16 protein-coding genes are annotated in these 23,072 nt (G+C 63.3%); 7 read left to right on the plus strand and 9 right to left on the minus strand.

The annotated features are described in order from the left end of the window. Nucleotides 1–620 precede the first annotated feature (620 nt). Nucleotides 621–1,808, plus strand: a complete 1,188-nt coding sequence (locus L0U84_RS34655) for a serine hydrolase domain-containing protein (protein WP_233856986.1) — start codon at nt 621–623, stop codon at nt 1,806–1,808. A 42-nt stretch (nt 1,809–1,850) separates the two neighbouring features. Here the strand turns inward: L0U84_RS34655 and rarD are convergent, their stop codons facing one another. Both rarD and L0U84_RS34670 read right to left on the minus strand, forming a co-directional pair. After that, nucleotides 1,851–2,744, minus strand: a complete 894-nt coding sequence (rarD, locus tag L0U84_RS34660; RefSeq protein ID WP_233856988.1) for an EamA family transporter RarD — start codon at nt 2,742–2,744, stop codon at nt 1,851–1,853. Nucleotides 2,745–3,274: 530 nt separating this feature from the next. Continuing rightward, nucleotides 3,275–3,418 (minus strand): hypothetical protein, encoded by a 144-nt coding sequence (locus tag L0U84_RS34670; protein ID WP_233856990.1) that lies wholly within the window; start codon nt 3,416–3,418, stop codon nt 3,275–3,277. Between the two features lie 479 nt (nt 3,419–3,897). Here L0U84_RS34670 and L0U84_RS34675 point away from each other — a divergent pair, with 479 nt between their 5' ends. The 3 genes from L0U84_RS34675 (at nt 3,898) to L0U84_RS34685 (ending at nt 6,420) form a co-directional block, all read left to right on the plus strand. Further along, nucleotides 3,898–4,848: an acetamidase/formamidase family protein gene (locus L0U84_RS34675; RefSeq protein WP_233856992.1), complete on the plus strand. Its 951-nt coding sequence runs from the start codon at nt 3,898–3,900 to the stop codon at nt 4,846–4,848. Nucleotides 4,849–5,039: 191 nt separating this feature from the next. Next, nucleotides 5,040–5,729, plus strand: coding sequence for an oxidoreductase (locus L0U84_RS34680; RefSeq protein WP_233856994.1), 690 nt, complete (start codon nt 5,040–5,042; stop codon nt 5,727–5,729). Nucleotides 5,730–5,817: 88 nt separating this feature from the next. Then, nucleotides 5,818–6,420 carry a phosphatase PAP2 family protein gene (locus L0U84_RS34685; RefSeq protein ID WP_233856996.1) on the plus strand — a complete coding sequence of 201 codons (603 nt, stop codon included), beginning with the start codon at nt 5,818–5,820 and terminating at the stop codon, nt 6,418–6,420. Between the two features lie 80 nt (nt 6,421–6,500). Here the strand turns inward: L0U84_RS34685 and L0U84_RS34690 are convergent, their stop codons facing one another. Beyond that, complete coding sequence (locus L0U84_RS34690; RefSeq protein ID WP_233856998.1) at nt 6,501–9,791, minus strand: adenylate/guanylate cyclase domain-containing protein; 3,291 nt, start codon at nt 9,789–9,791, stop codon at nt 6,501–6,503. Nucleotides 9,792–10,051: 260 nt separating this feature from the next. On the opposite strand from L0U84_RS34690, the gene L0U84_RS34695 reads away from it, so the two are divergent. Beyond that, complete coding sequence (locus tag L0U84_RS34695) at nt 10,052–12,280, plus strand: SulP family inorganic anion transporter (RefSeq protein ID WP_233857000.1); 2,229 nt, start codon at nt 10,052–10,054, stop codon at nt 12,278–12,280. Between the two features lie 55 nt (nt 12,281–12,335). Here the strand turns inward: L0U84_RS34695 and L0U84_RS34700 are convergent, their stop codons facing one another. Next, entirely contained in the window at nt 12,336–12,512 is a 177-nt protein-coding gene (locus L0U84_RS34700; RefSeq protein WP_233857014.1) for a hypothetical protein, read from the minus strand. 540 nt (nt 12,513–13,052) lie between these two features. Between L0U84_RS34700 and L0U84_RS34705 the strand changes: the two genes are divergently transcribed. Then, nucleotides 13,053–15,662, plus strand: a complete 2,610-nt coding sequence (locus L0U84_RS34705; RefSeq protein WP_233857017.1) for a PAS domain-containing hybrid sensor histidine kinase/response regulator — start codon at nt 13,053–13,055, stop codon at nt 15,660–15,662. A 118-nt stretch (nt 15,663–15,780) separates the two neighbouring features. Continuing rightward, nucleotides 15,781–16,254 carry a ferritin-like domain-containing protein gene (locus L0U84_RS34710; RefSeq protein ID WP_233857019.1) on the plus strand — a complete coding sequence of 158 codons (474 nt, stop codon included), beginning with the start codon at nt 15,781–15,783 and terminating at the stop codon, nt 16,252–16,254. A 159-nt stretch (nt 16,255–16,413) separates the two neighbouring features. Here L0U84_RS34710 and L0U84_RS34715 read toward each other — a convergent pair whose 3' ends face one another. The 5 genes from L0U84_RS34715 to L0U84_RS34735 form a co-directional block, all read right to left on the minus strand. Next, nucleotides 16,414–17,535 (minus strand): asparaginase, encoded by a 1,122-nt coding sequence (locus tag L0U84_RS34715; RefSeq protein ID WP_233857021.1) that lies wholly within the window; start codon nt 17,533–17,535, stop codon nt 16,414–16,416. A 73-nt stretch (nt 17,536–17,608) separates the two neighbouring features. Continuing rightward, nucleotides 17,609–19,027, minus strand: a complete 1,419-nt coding sequence (gene aspA / locus L0U84_RS34720) for an aspartate ammonia-lyase (protein ID WP_233857023.1) — start codon at nt 19,025–19,027, stop codon at nt 17,609–17,611. A gap of 95 nt (nt 19,028–19,122) precedes the next feature. After that, on the minus strand, nt 19,123–20,589 hold the full coding sequence (locus tag L0U84_RS34725) for an aspartate/glutamate racemase family protein (RefSeq protein ID WP_233857024.1): 1,467 nt from the start codon (nt 20,587–20,589) through the stop codon (nt 19,123–19,125). Then, the gene (locus tag L0U84_RS34730; protein ID WP_233857026.1) at nt 20,586–21,881 is read right to left on the minus strand and encodes a dicarboxylate/amino acid:cation symporter; all 1,296 of its coding nucleotides are present in this window, start codon (nt 21,879–21,881) and stop codon (nt 20,586–20,588) included. Before L0U84_RS34730 ends, L0U84_RS34725 begins: the two co-directional genes overlap by 4 nt. Nucleotides 21,882–22,074: 193 nt before the next feature. Continuing rightward, nucleotides 22,075–22,989 carry a LysR substrate-binding domain-containing protein gene (locus tag L0U84_RS34735; protein WP_233857028.1) on the minus strand — a complete coding sequence of 305 codons (915 nt, stop codon included), beginning with the start codon at nt 22,987–22,989 and terminating at the stop codon, nt 22,075–22,077. Nucleotides 22,990–23,072: the final 83 nt, after the last annotated feature.

Here is a 23,072-nt window from a genome sequence, read left to right on the forward strand (position 1 = left end):
CAACGGCCGGTTCGCGCCGAGAGCACCACTTCTGCGAACATGCCTCAGAGCTCACGTTGTAGCGTTCAACGGCAGCTTTTTCCGACGAGCTGTTCGAATGCGTGCGTACTGCCGGCCATGATTAGGCGTTGGGTAGACTGGCGATACGGTCACCTGAATGTCTCATCCGCATTTGAATTCGGCCGATTCGCGCTACGTCGATTCCGCAATGGACGCGGGTGCATCGGATACTTTGTCCTCGCTCACGTAACGATGCCGTCTCAAGTTTCTGCCGCAAAGGGAGGACGGCGACGGCGTCAGCTGATTCCTGCTTCCGACTCCTGCTTCCGTAAATTGCACGCCAGATTCGCTATCCACGTCCTATAGTTGTTCAGCACAGCCGGAACGAAGAATGAAAGGCCATAGCCCGGGAAAACCTGGTGCAGCGCACTCTCCTGACGGTGCCCATTTCGTTTTGAGCGGGTCCGTGAAGATGCGTGGATCGAGCGATGCTATACCGGCCTCTCGACCGGCCACCATGACATGGCGTCACGTTCAAGAAGGGAAAAACAATGGCGACTTCCCGCTATGTTGCATACACAGCGCGCGTGCGTTCGCGTCGCCTGTATGCGGCGGTTGCAATGGCAGTCGGGATAGGCGTGACGCTCTCCGCTTGCGGTGGTAATGACACGCTAACATCGAACGAGCCGGCATTTGCTACCGCGGCACGCCCGCAGATCAACGCGTTGCTCGCAGACACGATGACGTCCGGTGCCGTCGTGTATGTGCAGTCGCCGAACGGCAACTGGCTCGAATCATTCGGAACGGCAGTGCGAGGCACGAACACGCCAATACCGACGACCGCTCACTTTCGCGTCGGCAGCGTGACGAAAACCTGGACCGGCACGGTGATTCTGCAACTCGTGCAGGAGGGAAAGCTGCAGTTGAGCGACCCCATCGGCAAATACGTCGCGAACGTTCCAAACGGCGACCAGATCACGATCGAGCAGTTGCTGACGATGCGCAGCGGCCTCTACAACTATTCGACCAGTCTCGCGTTCAATCAAACGCTCGATTCGCAGCCGAACAAAGTGTGGACCACGACGGAACTGCTGAACATCGGGTTGAGCCAGCCGGTGTATTTCGCGCCAGGGGCGGATTTTCGCTATTCAAACACGAACACGGTGTTGCTCGGACTCGTCATCGAGCAGCTAACCGGGATGAGCGCGGCAGACGCAATGAAGGCGCGTCTTTTTATGCCGCTTGGTTTGACCGATACGTTTCTTCCGCCGCAGGACGACACGTCGCTGCCTGCGCCGTCGCCGCATGGCTACCAGTGGGGCACCAATGCCGAGACGGCGGATAGCGACGCGCTATCCCCTGAGCGCCAGGCCGCCGCGAAAAACGGGACGCTGCAACCCACCGATGTGACCGGCGTGAGCACATCCTGGGGCTGGACCGCGGGCTCAGGCATCTCGACCGTGAAGGAACTGGCGGCGTATGTGCAACGGATGGTGGGTGGCGGCTATCTGAACGCCGATCTGCAGGCACAACGGCTCGCCAGTTGCCAGTCTGTCAACCCGTCGGATCCGATGGCCGCCAGTTACTGCCTCGGTCTTGCCAAATTCGGCACGTTCTACGGACACACGGGCGAGATACCCGGCTTCAATACGTTCATGGGCTACGATCCGGCAACGAACACGACGATCGTCACGTGGGCGACGACGGCGGCGGCGCCCGATGGCCGCGCACCCGCGAACGTCATCGCGCAGATTCTCATGGGAGAACTCAGCAAGGCATCGGAAGTACCAAGCGAGGGGCGGCCTTAGTTCTGCAAGCCCCAGGTGGCGGCGCTCCACCCTTCAAGCTCTTCAAAATGCCCTGCGCGCCTGCCGCGCAGCGGCCAGCGTGCCACGCAGCCCTTCGAACGAGTAGAGCGCGAGTGCTGCCCAGATTGCGCCGTAGCCGATCGCGCGCACGGACCCGAACGGCTCGCCGTAGATCAGCACGCCAGTGAGGAGCTGAAGCGTGGGCGTCACGTACTGGATCAGGCCGAGCATCGAGAGCGGGATGCGTCGCGCCGCCGCCGCGAAGAGCAGCAGCGGCACGGCCGTGATAGGTCCGGCGGCGGCCAGCAGCAGTTGCAGCCCGCGCGACGCATGCGTGAAATGGCTCGCGCCGGCGATCCCGATCATCATCAGATAGACGATCGCCACGGGAAAGAGCAGCACCGTTTCGAGTGCCAGGCCTTCGAGCGCGCCAAGCTTTGCAGTTTTGCGCAAGAGACCATAGCCGCCGAACGTCAGCGCGAGCGCGAGGCTGATCCACGGCGGCGCGCCGTTTTGCCAGGTGAGCCAGGCCACGCCAAGCGCCGCAAGCGCCACCGCGCACCATTGCAGCGAGCGCATCCGCTCATGCAGGAAGACGGCGCCGAACAACACGTTGATAAGCGGATTGATGAAATAGCCGAGGCTCGCCTCGACGATTTGACCCGCGTTCACGGCCCAGATGTAGATGCCCCAGTTGGCGGAGAGCAGCACCGCACTCGCGCCGAAGCGTGCAACGAGGCGCCTGTCGTTCAGCGCGGGCCGCAGCCACGCCCAGTGGTGGCGCACGACGAGCACAGCGAGGATGAACACGAGCGACCACGCCATGCGGTGGGCGAGCATCTCGAGCGCGGGAATCTGGTGGAGCGTCTTGAAGTAGACGGGAAAGAGCCCCCAGATGACGAAGGCGGAAAAGGCGTAGACGATGCCGGGATTCATGGTTCGTTGTAGTTGGCCGGCACGCGTGGTCAGTGCGAGGGCGCATCGGTGGAAAAGAATTTCGCGCAGACGATCTCGATCGTTACGCGCAGCCTCCGCCAAGCGCATCGTCGTCGGAAAGGGCGCCTGCGCATCTCATAGCCAAAAGGCAGTTTGCTGGATCGAGCCGTCGGAACTCCTGGCCGAGAGTACCAGTTCTGTGGACCTTTCACACATCTGACGTTGGAGTCGTCAACGCCAGCTTTCCGCCGAGGTGTGTGAACGCGTACTGCAGGCCATCTACGGTGGTCCGCTCTTGCACCTGGATGGTCATTCAGCGGGCTGCTCTGTTCGAGAAGCGGCCCGAAAGCCAGATTCCTCCCGGAACAAAATGTCGGCCCGCGAGCGCCCGCTCGGCCGCATCCTGAAGCAGATGGTCCGCCCAGACCGAGTCAGCCGTCAGCGCACACGTATAGCGCCGCGGCTGCGGGAGCCGCGATATGACTTCCGCTGCGAAGTTCACCCGGCGCTGACGGCCGCGCGAACGCGCATCAATAGCCGCCCCCGCCGCTGCTCATGCCGCTGCTGCCCGACGAGCTCGTGTCGCCCATGGACTGGCACGCGCCCAACGTCAACGATGCGACGCCTAGCGCGATGATCACGCATACGGCCGATAGTAGTCTTGATACTTTCATGTAGAACTCTCCTGCACGGCCAACGCGACTGATTAATCGCGCGGCCACGCGTTGAGCCGGCGAGTCGCGAATTGCTGGCGGCAAGTGCCGCGACCCCGGTGAACGTTTACAAAAAGGACCGACAAACCTTCTGCAAAACGGGCACGCACCCGCCGTGCGCAGCCGACAATGCCGTTTCGCGGTTCCACGGCTTCGCGGTCTTGCACGCGACGCCTAATCTACAAACGCTCACGGCGCGCCGTTATTCCATGGCATTGGTCATTTGTGACACGCCTCGCCTCGGCGACGATGCACGCTCGACGCGGCACGGACATTGCCTAAGCTTCGCGACCGTTGGCTGGCACAGGTTTCGGACATGATTCCTGATGGAACGAATTTTGCTGCCTCGGCGGCCGAAACGTGGGCGAACGAACAGATCGACGATCGGTGTTCGTGATTGCATAAAACGCTTTGCAGCGGACATCCTTGGGGAGCGAGCAATGAACGAAAAACCGTGCACGCGCCACACAATCCATGAGCATCAGAACCATCTTGGCTGGGACAACTCGCTAAGCCCGGTACTGACCGTCGCGCCCCACGAAACCGTCGAGTTCTTTCCGTTGGATGCATCCGGCGGACAACTTACCGCGAACTCGAGCGTCGCCGACATTCCACGGTTGGACTTTGCAAGGGTGAACCCGGTTGTCGGCCCGGTATATATCGACGGCGCGGAGCCGGGCGACGCCGTCAAGGTGACGCTGTTATCGTTCGCGCCTTCGGGCTGGGGTTGGACGGCGAACATTCCTGGTTTTGGCCTGCTGGCAGATCAGTTCCCCGAGCCCGCGCTGCATATCTGGAAGTATGAGCCGGCCCTCAATGCCCCAGCGATGTTCGGACCAGGGGGCCGGGTTCCGTTGAAGCCATTTTGCGGCACCATTGGCCTCGCTCCAGGCGAAGCGGGTGTGCACAGTGTGATTCCACCCCGCCGTGTCGGTGGCAACATGGATATCCGCGACATTTGTGCCGGCACGGAACTCTACCTTCCCGTCGAGGTGAAGGGCGCGTTGTTCTCTGTCGGCGATACGCATGCCGCGCAGGGGGACGGCGAGGTGTGCGGAACGGCAATCGAAAGTCCTGTGTCTCTGGCGGCAAAGTTCGAGTTGATCAAAGGAGCGAACCTCCCGTTTCCCCGATTTACCACGCCGGGCCCCGTCAGTCGTCACCTGGACGCAAGCGGCTATGAGGTCACCACGGGCATTGGTCCGGATCTGATGGAAGGAGCACGGGCCGCAGTTTCCGGGATGATCGATCTGCTGATGAAACAACACCACCTCAGCGCAATCGATGCTTACCTGCTCTGTAGTGTTTGTGCCGACTTGCACATCAACGAGATCGTCGACCAGCCTAACTGGGTCGTTTCGCTTTACTTCCCGCGTATCGTATTCGACTGAGATCATCACAGCGGTCTCGCGGCCATGCTCGATGACCACTTCCCTCTCCGGAGAGGGTCCAGACGGACCGGGTGAGGCCGTTTCACTCGGGCGCTACATTGCCCGAGCCATATGACTGACATTCGACCACAACGTCTTGCTGGTGACTCCAGTCCGCCCTACCCTCGAAGACAGGACCTACTGGAGAAGACATGCGCGCTAACCTGATTCCCGTCATCGTGGGCCGGAGCTGGCAAATTGCCGAGGGGTACCATGCCATTGAGCTTCGAACAACATCCGGATCGGTGCTTCCGCCGTTTGCCGATGGCGCGTCCATCGCGCTTTGTCGGAACCATGCAGGCAACAACGGAAGAATTTATCCATTGCTCCATGATTCGTCCCTGTCGAATACCTACGTAGTAGGCGCAAGACAAAGAGACGATAGAAAAGCAGATAGCCCGGCCGCCGGGTTTCCGATGAAGGAAGGGGATGAAGCATTTGTCGGCATGCCGATAAGCCCCCCCACCGTTCTTGACGATCGTGTGCGATCCATTCTTTACGCAGCCGGCATAGGCGCCGCATCGATCGCGGGAATCGCAAAGCGGCTCGCATCCGCGGGACAGAAGTTCGAGGTGCACCACTTCGCCCGGTCCGCTGACCAGGCGGTGCATCGAGAAGTATTCGACGCGATTCAAAATCACGGCAAGGTCTATCGCTATTTCGGCCTGCCCGATGATCTCGTCGTGGAGAAAAGTGCTCACGCGATGAGTCCAACTCATCCCACCACACAGATTTACTGCAGTGGTCCGCTTGCTTTCATGGACTTCATCGAGCACCAGGGCCGCGAATGGGTGTACGCGGAGAATATCCATAAGATCGTTCTGGGCGAGCAACACGCATAGCGTTACGCGCGACCGTTTAGGCGCGCTAAGGCTTTCATAAGGTTCGCGGGATAGCATGGCACGCTACTCCGCCTCCAGAACCCGCGCCATGAATAAGCTCGAAGCGCTGAACCGCGCATTGTTCCTTCTGATCAACGCACGACCCGATTCACCGCAATGGCAGATCGACATCGCACTCACCATCGCGAATGACCTGATCTATCTGATTCCCGCCGTGCTCGCTCTCATGTGGCTGTTCGGCGATCGCCGTCAGCGCGAGGCAGCCGTGCGCGGTTGTTGCGTCAGCTTTCTTGCGCTCGGCTTCAATCAGCTGATCGGACTGATCTGGGTGCATCCACGGCCGTTCATGATCGGCCTCGGCCATACATTCGTCGAACATGTGCCGGATTCCTCGTTTCCCAGCGATCACGTCACGGTGTTCGCGAGCATCGCACTCACATTGCTTTTCGCGGGGCTCGTCCGCGCCGGACTGCTCATCACGCTCGCAGGCGCGGCGGTCGCATTGGCACGCGTGCGCATCGGCGTGCATTTTCCGCTCGATATGGTGGGCGCTGTGAGCGTCGCGTGCCTGACGTATGCCCTCCTTGCACCACTCTGGGCGCGTGCGGGCGATGCGTTCATGCTCCTGCTTATCTCGCTGTATCGAAAGACGTTGTCGTGGCCGATCCGGCGTGGATGGCTCGCGCCCTAGCCACTGTCGCCATGAGCACATGAGCACGAAAAGTGCCGGACAAGGCGCGGCGACGGTTCACATTCAGGTGAATCACGACATCAAGCCGCAAGCGCCGCTTCGACCGCGCTCACGTAATTGCGAAAACCGGCCTCCTGCAGCGCCTCTCGCAGTCGCAGGAGTTCATCTCGGATGGCTTCGTTGAGCGGCGTCTGAAGCGCGCGCGCCAGCACACGGCCACGCGCCGCGAAAAGCTCGGACCACGGCAACGGTTCGCGCTGTGTATAGCCTTCGAGCGCGTCCACGTAATGCAGCATGCCAGCAGGATCGCCCGCTCCAAGCATCGCTTCGATGGCGTCGCGGTAAAACCACAGATGATTGTGGCCGACCGCGCCGAGCCGCAGCAGCGCCTCGCCTTCGGCCAGTAGCCGCGTACGCTCGTCCTGGTCGTCGATCGCGCGGCTCAGTGCGCTCAAGGTCTTCGGCGCACAAAACTGGGTCCCCACCTCGCGTGAGATGGCGAGCGATTCGCGCAGCGCCGTCACCGCTTCACTACGGCATCCTCTGTCCAGCAACACGCGCCCCTGCATCTCCAGGTTCTGCGCTTCGAAGCGGCGCGCACCCAGTTGCCGGATCACCCGCATCTCCTGCACCAGATGATTGCTGGCCGCCTGCGCGTCGCCCAGTTCCTGGCAGGCGAACACGCCCAGCGTCTGCCCGAGCAATTGCGCGCGAGGCTGCCCGATCAATTCGGCGGCGCGGGCGGCGGCGATTGCGTCCTCGCGCGCCTGACCTGCGTCGTTCAGATAAATGCGGCTGAAGCCCTGCATCGACAGATTGGCCACCTCGATGCGGCCGAACCCATGTTCCCGGCTCATCGCCACGCATCCGCTGAAATGATGGAACGCGGTGCGCATGCGCCCCTGCGCATACGCCGCATCCGCAAGGCCGCCGAGCGCGCGAGCCTCTGCCTCGGGCAGGCCGAGACGCCGCGCGTACGCAAGGCCGCGCTCATGTTCGGCGCAGCAGGCGTCGATCTTGCCGAGCGGAAAGAGGATGTTGCCGCGCAGATAATGGAGGCTTGCAAGCTCGGCCAGCCGGTCGTCCCGCTCCGCGATCTTTTGCGCTTCGGCCAGCAGGCCGAGTGCTTCGTCGAGCCCTTCGCTGACACGCAGCCCCTCCGCGAGCCCGAGTTGGCACTCGCAACGGGCGGCGTCGTCGGTGGCGGCGGCGAGTGCCGTACGGTACGTGGCGATCGATCCCGCAATGTCGCCCAGGTCGCGCTGAAGTTCGCCCTTGCAGCAGCTCAATGCATGGCGGTCCGCGTCGGACCGCGCGATCTCGATGCCGCGCTCGGCGAGCCGCAGCGCGGCTTCGAAACGATGGGCGGCACGCTGTGCGGCCGCTGCGCCCAGATAGGCATGCGGCGCGTGCGCGTCTTCGGCGCGGTCCAGATGCTGGGCGTGCAGCGTGACATCGGTCTGTGCGAACCATTCAGCCGCGCGCAGATGAAGTTCACGGCGGCGCGCGCGCAACAACGTCGAGTAGGCGCTCTCCTGGATCAGCGCGTGGGCGAACAGGAAGTCCTCGCCTTCCGGCAGCACGAGCGCATTGACGAGCAGGCCGTCGCAGAGATAGCCGGGATCGTCGGCCAGTCGTCGCAGCAGCGCGAGGTCGAAACGTTGGCCGATCACGGCGGCCGCCTGGAACGCCAGGCGGTCACGGGGCGCGAGCCGGTCCATCCGCGCGAGCACGAGACTGCGGATCGACCCGGGCACGTTGCTGCCACTGCCTTCTTCGGCGTTGCGCAGCAGTTGTTCGAGAAACAACGGATTGCCTCCCGCGCGCTCGATGCAGGCGAGCGCGACGCGCTGGGTCGCATCGATGAAATTGCCCGCCAGGCTCAGCGCCTCGTCCTTGCGAAGCGGCCCGAGATCGATCGTGGCGAACGGCGTGTCGCGGCAACGTGCGCGCCAGCTCGCATCGATCGGATCGCCTTCCACGCGCGAAGTCGTCACCAGCAGGCCAGTGCCGTTGGCAATGCCCGACGCGAACGCCGACAGGTAGCCGATCGCTTCGGCGTCGGCCCAATGCAGGTCTTCGACGACGATGAGCGTCGCCGCACGGGCGCAAGCGTCCTCGGTCAGCCTCGCGGCGAGCGCCAGCTTGCCGCGCTTGCGCGCGCCGTGATCCATCGCCTCATAGATGGTCTGCCATTCGGCGCTCTGCGGGAGGTCGAGGAAGTCGTGCAGAAACGCGATCTGCTCGGGCTCGACGATCCCCTGGTTCGCGACATGCGCGGCGGCGGCCTGCCTCGCTTCTACCGATGCACCCGCCGGCAATCCGAGCAGGCTTGCAATGATGGTTCGCACAGGATCCTGGCCCTCGCCGACGCCGAAATCGAGCACGAGGCTTCGATGCAGCGTGAAGCCCTGTGCCTGCGCACGGCGGCGCATCTCGTCGACGAGCCGCGTCTTGCCGATTCCGGCTTCGCCCCGCACGTGAACGACATGCCCTGCGCGCCTTGCAATGCACGCATGCAGGATGCCGTGAAACTGTTCGAGCTCGGCTTCACGTCCGACGAAGCGGCTGCGGCTCGTCCTGACTGGCTCGCTGCCAGGCGCGACGAGGCGCCACGCCTTCACCGGTGTGTCGATGCCCTTGAAGCGCCGCTCGCCGATTGCTTCGCAAATGACGGCATCGCCGAGTGTGCGCGCCGCGTCGTCGGAGATCCAGGTTTCGCCCGCCTGCGCGGCTGCCACGAGCCGAGCGGCCAGGTTTACCGGATCGCCATGCACGGTGTAGTCCTGCGCGTCGGCGCGGCCCACCGCGCCCGCGATGACCTCGCCGCTCGCAATCCCGATGTGCGCCTGCAACGCGCGCCCGGTCTGCGCGGCCAGCCGCGCGAGGCCATCGTGAATGTCGAGCGCGGCGCGCGCGGCGCGCAGCGTGTCCGTCTCGTGCGAGCGCGGAGCGCCGAACAGTGCCATCACCGCGTCGCCGATGTGCTTGTCGATCGTGCCGCCATAACCGAGCACGATGCCGTCGACCAGCGCCGTGAAGCGTCCGATCAGCGCGCGCAAGTCTTCAGGATCGAGAGATCGCGACAGCATCGTGTACCCGCAGAGATCCGCGAACAGAATCGTGACCTGCCTGCGCTCGTCGGCGGGCAGGTCGTTCGCGGGTGTCTGGGGCGGTAGCGGCGCCGCTGCCGTTAGCGATCCCGCCGCCGCGGCCAGAATGCGCTTACGGTGGCCGAGCGACTGTACGCCCAGCTCTTTCAGGTCGACGTCGGTCAATTGCCCCAGCAGCGACATGTCGATGTCGTTGGCCGCGAACGCGTGCGCGTATTGTTCGAGCCCGAGGCTCTGCAGCCATTTCTCGATGTCCATGTTCGTCGCCCTGCATCCGATGCATGGTTCCGCCGTCAAAAGCTCAGACGAATAGCGCGCGTGCCGGCCGCCGGTGTGATCGGCCCGCGATTGCATGGCCTTAGCATGGCCTTAGCGTGGCCTTCGCAAAGTACAGGGCCGATGAATAAGCAGTGTAGGTGTCCGACAGGCACGCTGCATGGCGTTTGACAGCCGTTCGAGCCGAGCGGGATACTGGGCAGCACGCCCCACGGCGCCCTTGCATTCGACCGGGGATCCACGTGAAGCCGGGCAAGACCGTTTCCGTCTCCGACGTCCCGCTGCGCTCGCGTATGGCGAGCCTGCCAGGCGACGTGGCGGCGGGCGCCGTTTCGACGCTCGTCATGCTGTGCTATGCGATGAGCCTCGGCACGATGATCTTCAGCGCCGATCTTGCCCGTTACGCGATGCTGGGCGTGCCCACCGCGCTCGTGAGCTGCGTCGTCACGGCGCTCGTGATCGCCTTGACGAGTTCGATGCGCGTCAACATCGGCGGCCCCGACAGCAATGCCGCGGCCTTTCTCGCGGGCGTGGCGGCGGGGGTGGCCAGCAGCGTGCGCGCGGACGGCGGTTCATCGCAGACGCTGATTCTCACCGTCCTGATCGCAATCGCGCTCTGTTCGGTTATGACGGGCATCGTCCTCTATGCGATCGGCTCGTCCAGGCGCAGCCGTTCGTTACAGTTCCTGCCATATCCGGTGCTCGGCGGGTTTCTCGCGGGCACGGGCTACCTGCTGCTGGCCGGGGCGTTCCGCGTGCTGACGGGCCAGCCGCTGCACTGGCACACGCTCGCGTTGCTCGCGCACCTTCACTGGCTCACATGGGTCCCGGCGCTAGTCGTCGGCGTGCTGGCCACGGTGCTGATGCGCACGTGGCAGCACATTGCCGCGCTGCCGCTCACCCTGGCCTTCGGCGTGGTGCTTTTCTACGTACTGCTGCACATGGCCGGCCTTTCCATCGACGACGCGCGCGGCATGGGTCTGCTGCTGCCGCGCGTCAAGCTGCACCTCACCGGGTTGCCGGACATGCACCTGGCCGCGGGGCTCGGAAGGGGCGGCATCGACTGGTCGGCCGTCGGCGCGCATCTTCCCGAGAGTCTGGTGGTGACTACGGTATCGGCCGTGACGATCCTGATGAATTCAACGGCGATCGGCGCGGCCACGGGCGAGGACGTCGACCTCAATCGCGAGATGCGCGCCGCCGGCCTCGCCAATCTCGCGAGCGGACTGCTGGGCGGCATGGTCGGCTACCAGTCGTTCAATCGCTCGATGCTCAATGCGCGGGTGGGCGCGACGAGCCGGGTGGCGGGCGTGTTCGCCTCGCTCGCCTGTGTTGCGGTGCTCGCCACCTCTCCGGGCATCGTGGCGCTCTTTCCCGTGCCGGTGCTGGTCGGGCTTCAGCTCTTCATGGGGCTGCGCCTGCTCGTGCATTGGCTCGCGGGCGCCTGGACGAAGCTCAACTGGTACGAGTACCTGCTCGTGCCCGTGATTCTCGGCACTATCGCGGCGTATGGCGTGATCGTCGGCGTAGGGGTGGGCGTCGTTGCGGCGTGTGTGATGTTCACGCTGCTCTACGGGCGGGTCGGCTGCATACGCATGGAATTCGACCTGCGCACGCGGACATCGAATGTGGAGCGCAGCATCGAACAGACCCAGTCTCTGCGTGCAATCGGCGCCCAGGTATGCGGAATGTGCCTGCAAGGGTTCCTCTTTTTCGGCACGGCCAATTCGATTCTGCAGCGTCTGCGAGAGCGAATCGGTGCGAGCAATCCGGCGCAGGTCCGCTTCGTCGTGCTCGACTTTGCGGCGACCCATGGCATGGATGCGTCGGTATCCATCAGCTTCGTCAAGCTGAGGCAGCTGTGCGCGGCAAACAACTCGGACCTCGTGTTGACCGCGCTGCCACAGCGCTCGCGCGATCTGCTCGTGAAGACCGGCACGCTCAATCTGAAGATCCATGAGTTCGATACGCTCGATGCGGGTCTCGAGTGGATCGAAGACAAACTGCTTGCGTCGAACCCGCTCGCGCTCGCGCACGGCGGCGACCTGCGAGCGATGCTCGCCCCGCATTTCACGGCCGGTGCGTTGAACAGGTTGAGCGCGGCTCTGGAGATGCATGATCTCCTGTCGGGGCAGGCGCTGTTTCTACACGGCGAACCGGGCGACGCAATGTATTTCGTCGAGCAAGGACGTGTCGCGATCTCGCTGCCGCTCCGCAGTGGCCGCTCAGCGCGTCTGCGCTCGTTCGGCCCGGGCACGGTCGTGGGGGAAATGGCGGTGTACACGCAGCAGCAGCGCAGCGCGGATGTGATTGCGGAGGCACCGACACGCGTCTACGGCTTGACGATCTCCCGGCTGCTCGAACTCGAACAGCAGGATCCGGCAACGGCGCAACAGTTGCATCGATTTCTCGTGAAGACCATTGCGCTGCGTCTTGCCGCTGCCGATGAGACACTACGCGCCGCTTTGTAACTGGTGTATGCAGAGGCCGACAAGTCGCAGCGGACCGACGCATCGCGCGCGACCGTCAGTTATAGCCCAGGATCGCTGCAGTCGCGACATCCGCGCGGTCAGTCGGATTGCCCGCGAGCAGGACGGTTGGCTCTTTCAATAACAAACGGTATGACGGCACGTAGGTTTCGCTCATCACATCCGCGTCGCGCCGCTGACCTTGCTGCGGATTGGTGTTTTCGGGGTGATTCATCGTCGTCTCCTTTGAATGGCCTGCGGTCCTGTCATGGATGCATTCAAGGCAGAAATGATGAACGCGTCCGTGTCGGCGAGACCCTCGGCTTGATATGCAGAGTTGAGCAAGTTCAATGCCTTCACCGCATCCTTCTGCGACGAAACCAGGCGGGGGCGACACCGCGCGGTCGAGGATGCCAGCTGTCATCCGACCCGCGCTGGATATTCCATCACGTCGTGATGTATTTTTTTCCATCAACATGCCGTTGTTGCGGTTCGGACCGTCCCAATGTCTTGAACCACCTTTATAGGCCGTTGGCGCCAACGCGTGACCCGAATGTCGGAATGCGACGGTCCTCGCGCGTCTGACGCGACGGCCCTTCTTCGACTATCTGGCTAGAAACGACTACCTGGCTCGTCTTTACCGCATGAACATCCGCATGGTACAAACATCGTCTAGGGCTCTCCGGGCTAGCTAACGTAACCAGGCACACCATGCCTGCAGCGCCAGATCATCTTCGGCGACGTGCCTGCAGAGGAAACCGATGCAAGGACGCTGATGAACGATCCTGCTCACTTCCTTCCTTCATTCGTTTGGCGTGCCGATCGCGACGGTGTCGTCTGCTATGCCAACCCGTGGACATCGCGGTATCTCGGCATTTCCGCCCCGGACCTCGTCGGGCTGCACTGGAAGGCATTCGTTCATCCCGACGACATCGATCATGTGCTCGACGCAGTGCGGCAAATGCGCGACGGCACCCTGCTCGGCAATGTCGAAGTGCGTCTGCTGCGCGCGGACGGCGAATATCGCTGGCACGCATTGCATCTTCAGGCGCAACTGGACACCACTGGCCGCATCGCCGATACGGTGGGCGTCGCGACCGATATCCACGAAGCCCGTCATGCCTGGGCCATGTACGAAGCAAGCGAGCGACGCCTGAAGGCCGCCTTCCACGGCGCTCGCATGGGCGCGTGGGAATGGGACATGAAGAGCCGCGTCGTGCGAATGACATCGCAACTCGCGGACCTGTACGGGTTTCCGCCCGGCACCGATGCGCTCGCGCTATCCGATCTGGAGAACCGGGTCGAACCCGAGTATCGGGCGCTCTTCCAGCAGAAAGTCGATGCCGCTCTGCAACACGGCGGCCCCTTCGAATTCGACTTCGTGCTGGACGGCGGATCGACTTCACCACGCTGGCTGCGCATGCGCGGCCATACGGAATTCGACGATCACGGCACGCTGGCGCATGTTTACGGCGTGACCTTCGATATCAGCAAGCAGCGGGCGGCCGAAGAACAGCTCAGCCTCAACGAGCGGCGTTATCGGGTGCTCGTCGAATCGACGGGCGCACTGGTGTGGTCGGCCGGGCCGAACGGCGACATCCGACCGGCGGGCGAGGACTGGAGCCGATTCACGGGCGACGACGTGGTTCCTCTGGAGGATTGGGGATGGCTTGACTACGTTCACCCGGACGACCGCGCGACGGCACAGAAGGTGTGGGTCGATGTGCTGCAGCGATGCGCGCCCGGCTCCACCATGTTCCGCATGCGGCGTTACGACGGCGAGTACCGGATGATGCACGCCCAGGCGGCGCCCCTGTTCGACAGCCAGGGAAAATTGCAGGAGTGGTTCGGCACGACGACCGATGTGACGCCTCAGTATGAAGCGAAATCGGCGATCGAAGCACGCAACCTGCGTCTGTCCGTCGCGATGCAGGCGGCGCGGCTCACCATTGTCGGCTTCGACCTCGCCTCGCGCACGCTATCGTTCGAAGAGGGCCTCGCACCACGGATCGACCACGTGCTCACGTACGACGAGGCGCTGCGCAACGTGCACCCCGACGACCGCGCCACGCTCGAACAATATGTCCACCGGCTGATCGAAGGCCAGGACCCGGGCGCGAACTTCGAATTTCGTGTGCGCAGCGCGCAAGGCGAACAATGGATGCAAGGCAGCGCGCTGCTTCAGCGAAGCGCGGACGGCAAGCCGTTGCGCATCATCGCCAGCGTGATCGACATCACCCAGCGCAAGCAGCTCGAACTGATGCTGCGCGAAGCCGATCGCCGCAAGGACGAGTTTCTCGCGATGCTTGCGCACGAGCTGCGCAATCCGCTCGCGCCGCTACGCACGGCCATCGCGTTGCTCGAAAAGCAGCCCGAGCCGGCCTCACGCCCACACGAACTGATCAACCTGATGCGTCGGCAGGTCGAGCACATGACGCGAATCGTCGACGATCTGCTCGAAGTGTCGCGCATCACGCAAGGCCGTATCGTGCTGCAGCTAGAGCCCGTTCTGGTCGGCACCGCCGTCTATCACGCTGTCGAGGCAATCGCGGCGATGGCGGAAGCACGTCATCAGCAGTTGCACGTCAGTGTTGGCGATCCGACCACGTGGGTATCCGGCGACATCACGCGGATTTCGCAGATCTTCGTCAACATCCTGAACAACGCGAGCAAGTACACGCCAGAGAGCGGGCATATCACGGTGAGTGTCGAGGCCGACGACGAATGGGTTTCCATCGTCACGCAAGATACCGGAACGGGCATTTCGGCCGAGCTTCTGCCGAAGGTGTTCGAGCTCTTTTCACAAGGCGAACGCACGCTCGATCGCTCGGATGGCGGCCTCGGAATCGGCCTGTCGCTCGTCAAGAAGCTGGTCGAAATGCACAACGGAACGATCGCCGTGCACAGCGACGGCCCCAATCTCGGCACCACGGTCACGGTCCGACTGCCGCGTCTGCACCACCTTGAACGCCATTCGGCAGTCGCGCTGTCGGAGCCAGCGCCGGGGCCTGCGCGAACCGCGCTGCGCGTGCTGGTCGTGGATGACAATCGCGACGCCGCCGATTCGCTGGCGATGCTGTGCGAATCCGAAGGACATACCGCTTGCGTCGCCTATTCGTCCGTCGAGGCGCTGCAAGCCGCGCCGTCATTCGTACCGGACGTGGCATTGCTCGATATCGGCTTGCCGGATATCGACGGATACGAACTGGCGCGGCAGCTTCGCCGCAAGGGCGCTGCGAAGCCGTTGCTGATCGCGATCACCGGATACGGTCAGACGGAAGACAGGCTGCGCGCGCAATCGGCGGGCTTTGACTATCACTTCGTCAAACCGGTCAATATCGACAGCCTGCTCAAGTTGCTTGCGTCGCTGATGGCTGGGCAATAAGGCTTGCGCGATCGCCTCGACGGACTACATTTATCAATATCCGTCGAGACCACATGGCGTGATACGAGCGGCGCATCGCGGACCGAGTCTGTCGCAGTGACATGAAAGGGGATATCAAATGGCCGAGATAAACAAGGAAGACGTTGTTGCGGTGCTGAACCGGATCCTCGAATCCGAGTTGGCCGGCGTCGTGCGATATACGCACTACTCGTTTCTGGTTTTCGGCTTCGGACGTATTCCGATCCAGTCGTGGCTGCGCGCGCAGGCAGATGAATCGTTGCTGCACGCGCAGCAGGCCGGAGAATGGATCACCACGCTGGGCGCCTATCCGTCGCTTGCGATCGGTCCCCTCCTCGACTCGCACACCTTCGATATCGCTTCGATCCTGCGCGAGTCGTTGCAAGCCGAGAACGTCGCGTTGGGGCATTATCGCGACCTGCTGGCGCTGGTCGAGGACCGCTCGGTTGCACTCGAAGAGTTCGCCCGTCAGATGATCCAGGTCGAGGAGATGCATGCTGGCGAAGTCGACAAGATGCTGCGCCGCCCTGGAGAAATGACGACGTCGGCCGACGGGCAGGCGCCCCAGTCCTGATCGAACTGACCATAGCGGCGGCGCTACGATGCGAACCATCGTTCCGTAGCCCGCCGCGCCCTTCGCAAGCGACGGCGCTCCAACATGCGCCACCGCTTCCTGTCGCGTCGTTGCAGACGCTGAGTGCGGGGCGGCGCCGCCAACGCCGCCCCCAAGCCATCACCACGTCCCGCTAAACGCCTGCTGCACCTTGACCGGGTCGGTCACGCCATTGGCCACCAGCAGTTGCGTCAGCAAGCGCGCCTTCTGCGGATTCAGATCGAGCGATGCCACGAATCCGCGCTTGTCGTCGTCCACCTCGACGTTCCGGTTCACGAACCCCGACACCAGCCGCGTCGAGCGAACCACCACGATGCCTTTTGCCGCCGCGCGGTCGAGCGCCGCGAGCGCTTCCTTCGACATGTCGCCATCGCCTTCGCCGGCTACGACGATGCCCTTCGCACCATCGGCGATCGCATGATCGATCTGGCGGCCATCCATGTTGCTATGCGCGTAGACGATATCGACGCGCGGCAATTGGCCATTCGCGGGCAGGCTCAGCGCAGCGCGCGTCGACGGCACCGCCGGCTGGACGAAGCGCACGCTGGCCGGATCGACATAACCGATCGCGCCCGCATTCGGCGATGCGAACGCCTGTACCGCGGTGGTATTGGTCTTGGTGATCCAGCGCGGCGCGTGAATCTGGTCGTTCATCACGACCATCACGCCCCTGCCCCGCGACTGCGGGCTCGCGGCCACTTCGACGGCTTCGTACAGATTGTTGGGACCGTCGGCGCTCGTGGAACCGCCCGGCCGCATCGAGCCGACCAGCACCACCGGCTTGTCGGAGCGCAGCACGTTGTTCAGGAAGAACGCGGTTTCCTCGATCGTATCGGTGCCGTGCGTGATCACGACGGCGTCGGCCTCGTTGCGCTCGAAGGCCTCGTCGATCCGATGCGCAAGCTGCAACCAGATTTTGTCGTTCATGTCCTGCGAGCCGACGTTCGAGATCTGCTCCGCGCTGATGGTCGCGAGCTTCTCGACGCCCGGCACGCCGCGCACCAGCTCCTGCCCCTTCACGTTGCCCGAGTTGTAGCCGATCGCCGAGCGGGGATCGGCGGTTCCGGAAATCGTGCCGCCGGTGGCCAGCACCAGAACACGCGGCATTGCCGTGGCGGCGCTAGCCTGTTGCGACGGCGCGTCGGCTGCCTGCGCGCAAGTACCCGCGCCGAGTGCCGCGATCAGCAGGGCCGCAGAACCGCACAGCCGGATTGCTTTTCGATTGAACGTGTCGATGTTCATCTTTCGTCTCCTTCATCGTTTAAAAGAGTCGCGTGCGCATGCAGCGACCTGTGACCGGAAAGGCCTCCGTCGCTCATCCGGCCGACGTCATTTTTCGTGGTTGCGTCAGCATCGCGGGTTGAAGGATCTCGTCGAGCTGCGCCTGACTCAACAAGCCCTTCTCGATCACGATCTGCGCCACGCTCTTCCCCGACACCAGCGCTTCCTTCGCGACTTCGGTCGAGTGCGTATAGCCGATGTACGGGTTGAGCGCGGTCACGATGCCGATCGAGCTCTCGACGATCGCGCGCAGCCGCTCGCGATTCGCGGTAATGCCGTCAACGCATTTCGACGCAAGCGTGAGGCACCCCGCGCGCAAGTGGGCGACGCTCTTGAACAGGCTGTGCGCGATGATCGGCTCGAACGCGTTGAGCTGCAGCTGACCGGCTTCGGCGGCGAAGCTCACCGTCACGTCGTTGCCGATCACTTCGAACGCGATCTGGTTGACGACCTCCGGAATCACCGGATTCACCTTGCCCGGCATGATGCTCGAGCCCGCCTGCACGGGCGGCAGGTTGATCTCACCGAGGCCAGCGCGAGGACCGCTCGACAGCAGACGAAGGTCGTTGCAGGTCTTCGACAGTTTCACGGCGACCCGCTTGAGTACGCCGGAGAGCTGCACGAACGAGCCGACATCCTGCGTCGCTTCGATCAGATTCGGCGACGTGGTCAACGCGATACCCGTTATGTCGCTCAAGTGTTTGCATGCGAGCTGCGCGTATTCCGGATGCGTGTTGATGCCGGTGCCGATCGCCGTCGCGCCGAGATTGATCTCGCAGATCAGCTGGGCCGCTTCCTTCAGCCGTTCTTCGTCCTCGCCGAGCATCACCGCGAAAGTGCTGAACTCCTGGCCGAGCGTCATCGGCACGGCATCCTGAAGCTGCGTGCGGCCCATCTTCAGGTCGTTGCCGAACTCCACTGCCTTGCGTTCGAACGATGCGCGCAACACGCCCATCGCGTCGACGAGTTGCATGATTCCCGCGTACGTGGCGATCTTCAGCGCGGTCGGATAGACGTCGTTGGTGCTCTGGCCGAGGTTCACGTCCTCGTTCGGGTGGAGAACCGCGTATTCGCCGCGCTGTTGTCCAAGATGTTCGAGCGCGAGATTGGCGATCACCTCGTTCGCGTTCATGTTGGTCGACGTGCCCGCGCCGCCTTGAATGACATCGACGACGAAATGCTCGTGTGCGGTGCCTGAGCGCACCTGCCTGCATGCGTGCACGATCGCCTGCTTCTTCACGGCGCTCAACAGGCCAAGATCGTGGTTCGCCAGCGCGGCGGCTTCCTTCACGCTCGCCAGTGCGTTGACGAGGTTCGGATACGCGGCGATCGGAATGCCCGTGATGGGAAAGTTTTGCAGCGCGCGCAGCGTGTGTACGCCGTAATACGCGGTCGCGGGCACGGCGAGATCGCCGAGAAGGTCGTGTTCGATACGTTCGGTCGGTGCAAGCATGAGTACCTCTGAGGTTCTGAAATCGACAGGCGAGCGGGGTCATCCGGCACACGTCGTGTGCAGGTCCGTCGCGTTGGTGGGTTGATGCGGTTGGGTTATCCTGGCGGTGCGCTCGCGCAGGCGACACACTGCTTCGCCAGTACATCGGTCGGATCGACCACGCTCACGCGTGCGCCGTTCGCGCCTATTACATACGGCTCGCGAAGCAGCAGCGGCAGTTCCGTGCAGCCGAGAACGATCGCTTCGACGCCGTCGGCGATGAGCCCGTCGATCGCCGCGGCGAGGTCTTGCTGGCACTGCCCGGCCGTGAATCCTGCCTTCACGCCTTCCTTGCCATAGATCGCTTCCATCACGCGCGCCTGTAGCGCGGGCGCCGGAACGACCTGCCGTAAGCCTTGCGATTCGAGCGCCTTCTCGTAGACGCCGCTCGCGAGCGTGCCGGAGGTCGCGAGTACACCGACCGAGCGCAGCGCGGGAAACGACTCGCGCAGATACCGCACCGTCACGGTCAGCATATTGACGATCGGCACGCCGAGATAAGGCTGGATCCGCTCGACGAAAGCATGGGCCGTATTGCACGGGATCGCGATCAAATCCGCGCCGCCTGTTTCGAGTTTCTTGCAGGTCGCGTACAACGAGATGGTCGGATCGGGTCCATCGCCGATCAGATTCTCCGTGCGATCCGGAATCTGGGGGTTCTGCTCGACGAGCAGCTTGATGTGATCCTGATCGCGCCTGGCGGGCGTCGCGCGCACGATCTTGTGAATGAAATCGACGGTGGCCGCCGGACCCACGCCGCCCACCACGCCGACCTTGAAGATCGTCTCGGGCGTGTGGTACTGGCCGGACACCACATACTGCGCGTAAGCGAGGTTCGAATCGACGAGCGGCACGCGCAACGCACCGAGTTCGTCCGCGACGAGCGCGATCTCGGTGAGCCCCGGCACGATGACGTTGGCGCCCTGCGCGATCAGATCCTCGCATGCCGCGCGCAGCAACTCGACCGGACGGCCACGCAGATTGCCGCTCTTCACGCCATCCTCGGCATAGACGGCTTGCGTGACGAAATCGATGCCGTCGCCGATGCGCGGATGGATCACTTCGAACTCGGGTGCCGCGAAGTACCTCTCGAACAGGCGCTTGCGCCGTGTATGGGCCGACGCGAGCACGCCCACGCGGCGCACCGCGGGAAATCTTCTGCGCACGTGGCTGCGCACCGCATCGATCATGTCGACGATCTGCAGCGGCGAATTGGCCTTCAGTTCGTCGATGAACGTGTGACTCAGAAAGCACGGCAGCACGACCGTCGTCACGCCGCGCTTCTCGAAGCTGCTGATCAGGTCGAAGATGTACAGCTTGCGCTGCGTCAACGTCTCGCTGTCGGCATCGGCGCTGCGAAACGGCTGCTGCTCGAAGATCGCATCGAAATGCTCGGCGTCGCGCGTGGCCGGCGTCGACTTGATCAGTTTGAAGAACACGTCCGCGCTTGCGAGCGGGCCAAGCCCACCCACCACGCCGAACTTGCGCGCGCTCGTGGCAGCCGTTGCGTCGATGCCGCTCATTTCGTCTCGCCTTCGAGCTGGCCGAACGAAGCCGTCGCCAGCGCCGCACGGCGTTGCTGGCGCGCCGCGCGCTTGCCCTCCCACTTCGCGATGGCTGCCGTCGCGATGCTGTTGCCGATCACGTTGGTCGCCGTGCGCCCCATGTCGAGAATCTGGTCGATCGCGAGCACCAGCACGACGCCCGATGGCGGCAGATGGAACATCGGCGCCACGGCCGCGACCACGACGACCGAGCCGCGCGCGACGCCTGCCATACCCTTGCTGCTGACCATCAGCACGAGCAGCATCACGATTTGCGTGCTGATCGGCATATCGATGCCGAAAGCCTGCGCGATGAAGATCGCGGCGAACGCCTGATACATCATCGAGCCGTCGAGATTGAACGCGTAGCCGAGCGGCAGCGTGAAACCGACCACTTTCTTGTCGACGCCGAATTCCTCCAGCTTCTCCGTCAGGCGCGGATAGGCGGCCTCGCTGCTCGCGGTGGAGAACGCCAGCATCGCCGGTTCGCGGATCGCCTTGAGCAAGGCCCAGATCGGCTTGCCGAGAAACGCGTAGCCGGCGAGGATCAGCGCGACCCACAGCAGCGCGAGCCCCGTATAGAAGCTGGCGACGAGCTTGCCGTACGTGGTCAGCACGTCGAGGCCATGCACGGTGATTGCCGATGCCAGCGCGCCGAACACACCCAGGGGCGCGAGACGCATCACATAATCGGTCAGCTTCAGCATGGTCGGCACGAGCCCTTCGACCCCGGCGATCAGCGGCGCGACGCGCGAGTCCGACTTGATGACGCTGAGCACGATGCCGAACATCACCGAGAACACGAGGATCTGCAGGATATCGTTGCGCGCCATCGAATCGATGATGCTGGTGGGGAACGCGTGCGTGACGAAGTCCTTGAAGTTCAGGCTCGACGTGTTGAGGCCGGTGGCAACATCAGCGCTCGTCTGGGTCATGTGCAAACCCGCGCCCGGTTGAAGCAGATTCGCGAGCACGAGGCCGAGCGCGAGCGAGAACAGCGACGCGCACAGGAACCACGCGATCGAGCGCAGACCGATGCGGCGCACGTCGCTCGTGCCTTCCATGCCGGCGAGACCCGACACGAGCGTAGCGAACACGAGCGGCGCGATGATCATCTTCACGAGCCGCAGGAAGATATCGGTGACGATGGAAAAGTAGCCGGCGATCTCCTTCGCCTGCGCGGCATCGGCCGCCATGCGATGGCAGACATAACCGACGGCCACGCCGAGCAGCATGCCGGCGAGGATGTAGAGGGTAAGCCGATTCTTCATGTGTCTCCGTCCTGGGATGGCGCACGAACGGTCGTCAGCAACCGGCGCGCGCTCGGAAATGGCCGGTACATCGAATGTCGAGGTACCGTTTTTTGTGTCTGGACGGAATTCTAGAGACGGCAGAAAAGACGTGAATGCTAGTGTTGCATACGGCTATGCAAGTTTCGCATAACGCGGGATAACCCTATCGGCGCTAGGCGGCGGGCCCCGACGAGGCTCGCAGGTGCCGCCACAGCGTATCGAGAAGTTCGCTGCGATTCGTGAGGTCGCGGTACACGCGCAACTCCAGCTCCAGCTGCCATTCCGAGCGGCCGGCGGCGACGAGTTGGCCGGTGTCGAGTTCGGCCGCGATCGAGCTCTTCGGCAGCCACGCAACGCCCTCGCCTTCCAGCACGAGCTTCTTCACGACCTCGGCCATGTCGGATTCATAGTGAAGATGCAAGGCGGGCGACGCTTTGCTCTGCTCCATCAGCAACGCGAAGCAGCGGCCAAAGTAGCTGGTCTCCGTATAGGCGATGAACGGCATCGGATGCTCGATCACGCCGGGCAGACGGTACGCGTGCGCAAGCCGCTGATTGGGCCTGCATACCGGCATGAAGGTGTCGACGCCCACGGTCACGCATTCATATCTGGCCGGATCGAGATGCAACGGCAACTGCGGATGGTGATAAGCGAACATCAGCTCGCAGTTGCCGTTGACCAGCATCAGTATCGAATCGTGCACGTTCGCCGGAATCACGCGCGCGCGCACCTCGCCGACGTGCTTCGAAAGCGTGCGTAACCACGCGGGCAGGAAGTTGAGCGCGATCGTGTGGCCCGCGGCGATCTGCAGGCTCGTGCCCGCGATGCGCTGTTCGGTGCGAATGATGGCGCGCGTATCGAACAGCTTGTCGAGAATGTCTTCGGCCGCGTCACGAAACAGTTGCCCTGCCGGAGTCAAGGTCGGCGGAAAGCCGCTCCGATCGACGAGATCGGCGCCGACCCATTGTTCGAGCTGCTGAATCCGTCTGCTGAAACCCGACTGCGTGACGTTGCGAAACTCCGCCGCGCGGGAAAAGCTCTGATAGCGGGCGAGCGCGATGAAGTCTTCGATCCACTTGATTTCCATCAGCCATCGGTCTCCGGTCCGGCGACGAATGGACTCGCCGCTGCGCCCGCAATTCTACGCTTGGCCGTGCGTCATGCTGACTC

The organism is Paraburkholderia sp. HD33-4 (assembly GCF_021390635.1).
Taxonomy (GTDB): Bacteria; Pseudomonadota; Gammaproteobacteria; order Burkholderiales; family Burkholderiaceae; genus Paraburkholderia.

Bases quoted from the DNA above. Each gene is read 5' to 3' on its own strand.
- L0U84_RS34655 (WP_233856986.1), top strand. From the start codon at position 621: ATGGCAGTCGGGATAGGCGTGACGCTCTCCGCTTGCGGTGGTAATGAC.
- rarD (WP_233856988.1), bottom strand. From the start codon at position 2,744: ATGAATCCCGGCATCGTCTACGCCTTTTCCGCCTTCGTCATCTGGGGG.
- L0U84_RS34670 (WP_233856990.1), bottom strand. From the start codon at position 3,418: ATGAAAGTATCAAGACTACTATCGGCCGTATGCGTGATCATCGCGCTA.
- L0U84_RS34675 (WP_233856992.1), top strand. From the start codon at position 3,898: ATGAACGAAAAACCGTGCACGCGCCACACAATCCATGAGCATCAGAAC.
- L0U84_RS34680 (WP_233856994.1), top strand. From the start codon at position 5,040: ATGCGCGCTAACCTGATTCCCGTCATCGTGGGCCGGAGCTGGCAAATT.
- L0U84_RS34685 (WP_233856996.1), top strand. From the start codon at position 5,818: ATGAATAAGCTCGAAGCGCTGAACCGCGCATTGTTCCTTCTGATCAAC.
- L0U84_RS34690 (WP_233856998.1), bottom strand. From the start codon at position 9,791: ATGGACATCGAGAAATGGCTGCAGAGCCTCGGGCTCGAACAATACGCG.
- L0U84_RS34700 (WP_233857014.1), bottom strand. From the start codon at position 12,512: ATGAATCACCCCGAAAACACCAATCCGCAGCAAGGTCAGCGGCGCGAC.
- L0U84_RS34705 (WP_233857017.1), top strand. From the start codon at position 13,053: ATGAACGATCCTGCTCACTTCCTTCCTTCATTCGTTTGGCGTGCCGAT.
- L0U84_RS34710 (WP_233857019.1), top strand. From the start codon at position 15,781: ATGGCCGAGATAAACAAGGAAGACGTTGTTGCGGTGCTGAACCGGATC.
- L0U84_RS34715 (WP_233857021.1), bottom strand. From the start codon at position 17,535: ATGAACATCGACACGTTCAATCGAAAAGCAATCCGGCTGTGCGGTTCT.
- aspA (WP_233857023.1), bottom strand. From the start codon at position 19,027: ATGCTTGCACCGACCGAACGTATCGAACACGACCTTCTCGGCGATCTC.
- L0U84_RS34725 (WP_233857024.1), bottom strand. From the start codon at position 20,589: ATGAGCGGCATCGACGCAACGGCTGCCACGAGCGCGCGCAAGTTCGGC.
- L0U84_RS34730 (WP_233857026.1), bottom strand. From the start codon at position 21,881: ATGAAGAATCGGCTTACCCTCTACATCCTCGCCGGCATGCTGCTCGGC.
- L0U84_RS34735 (WP_233857028.1), bottom strand. From the start codon at position 22,989: ATGGAAATCAAGTGGATCGAAGACTTCATCGCGCTCGCCCGCTATCAG.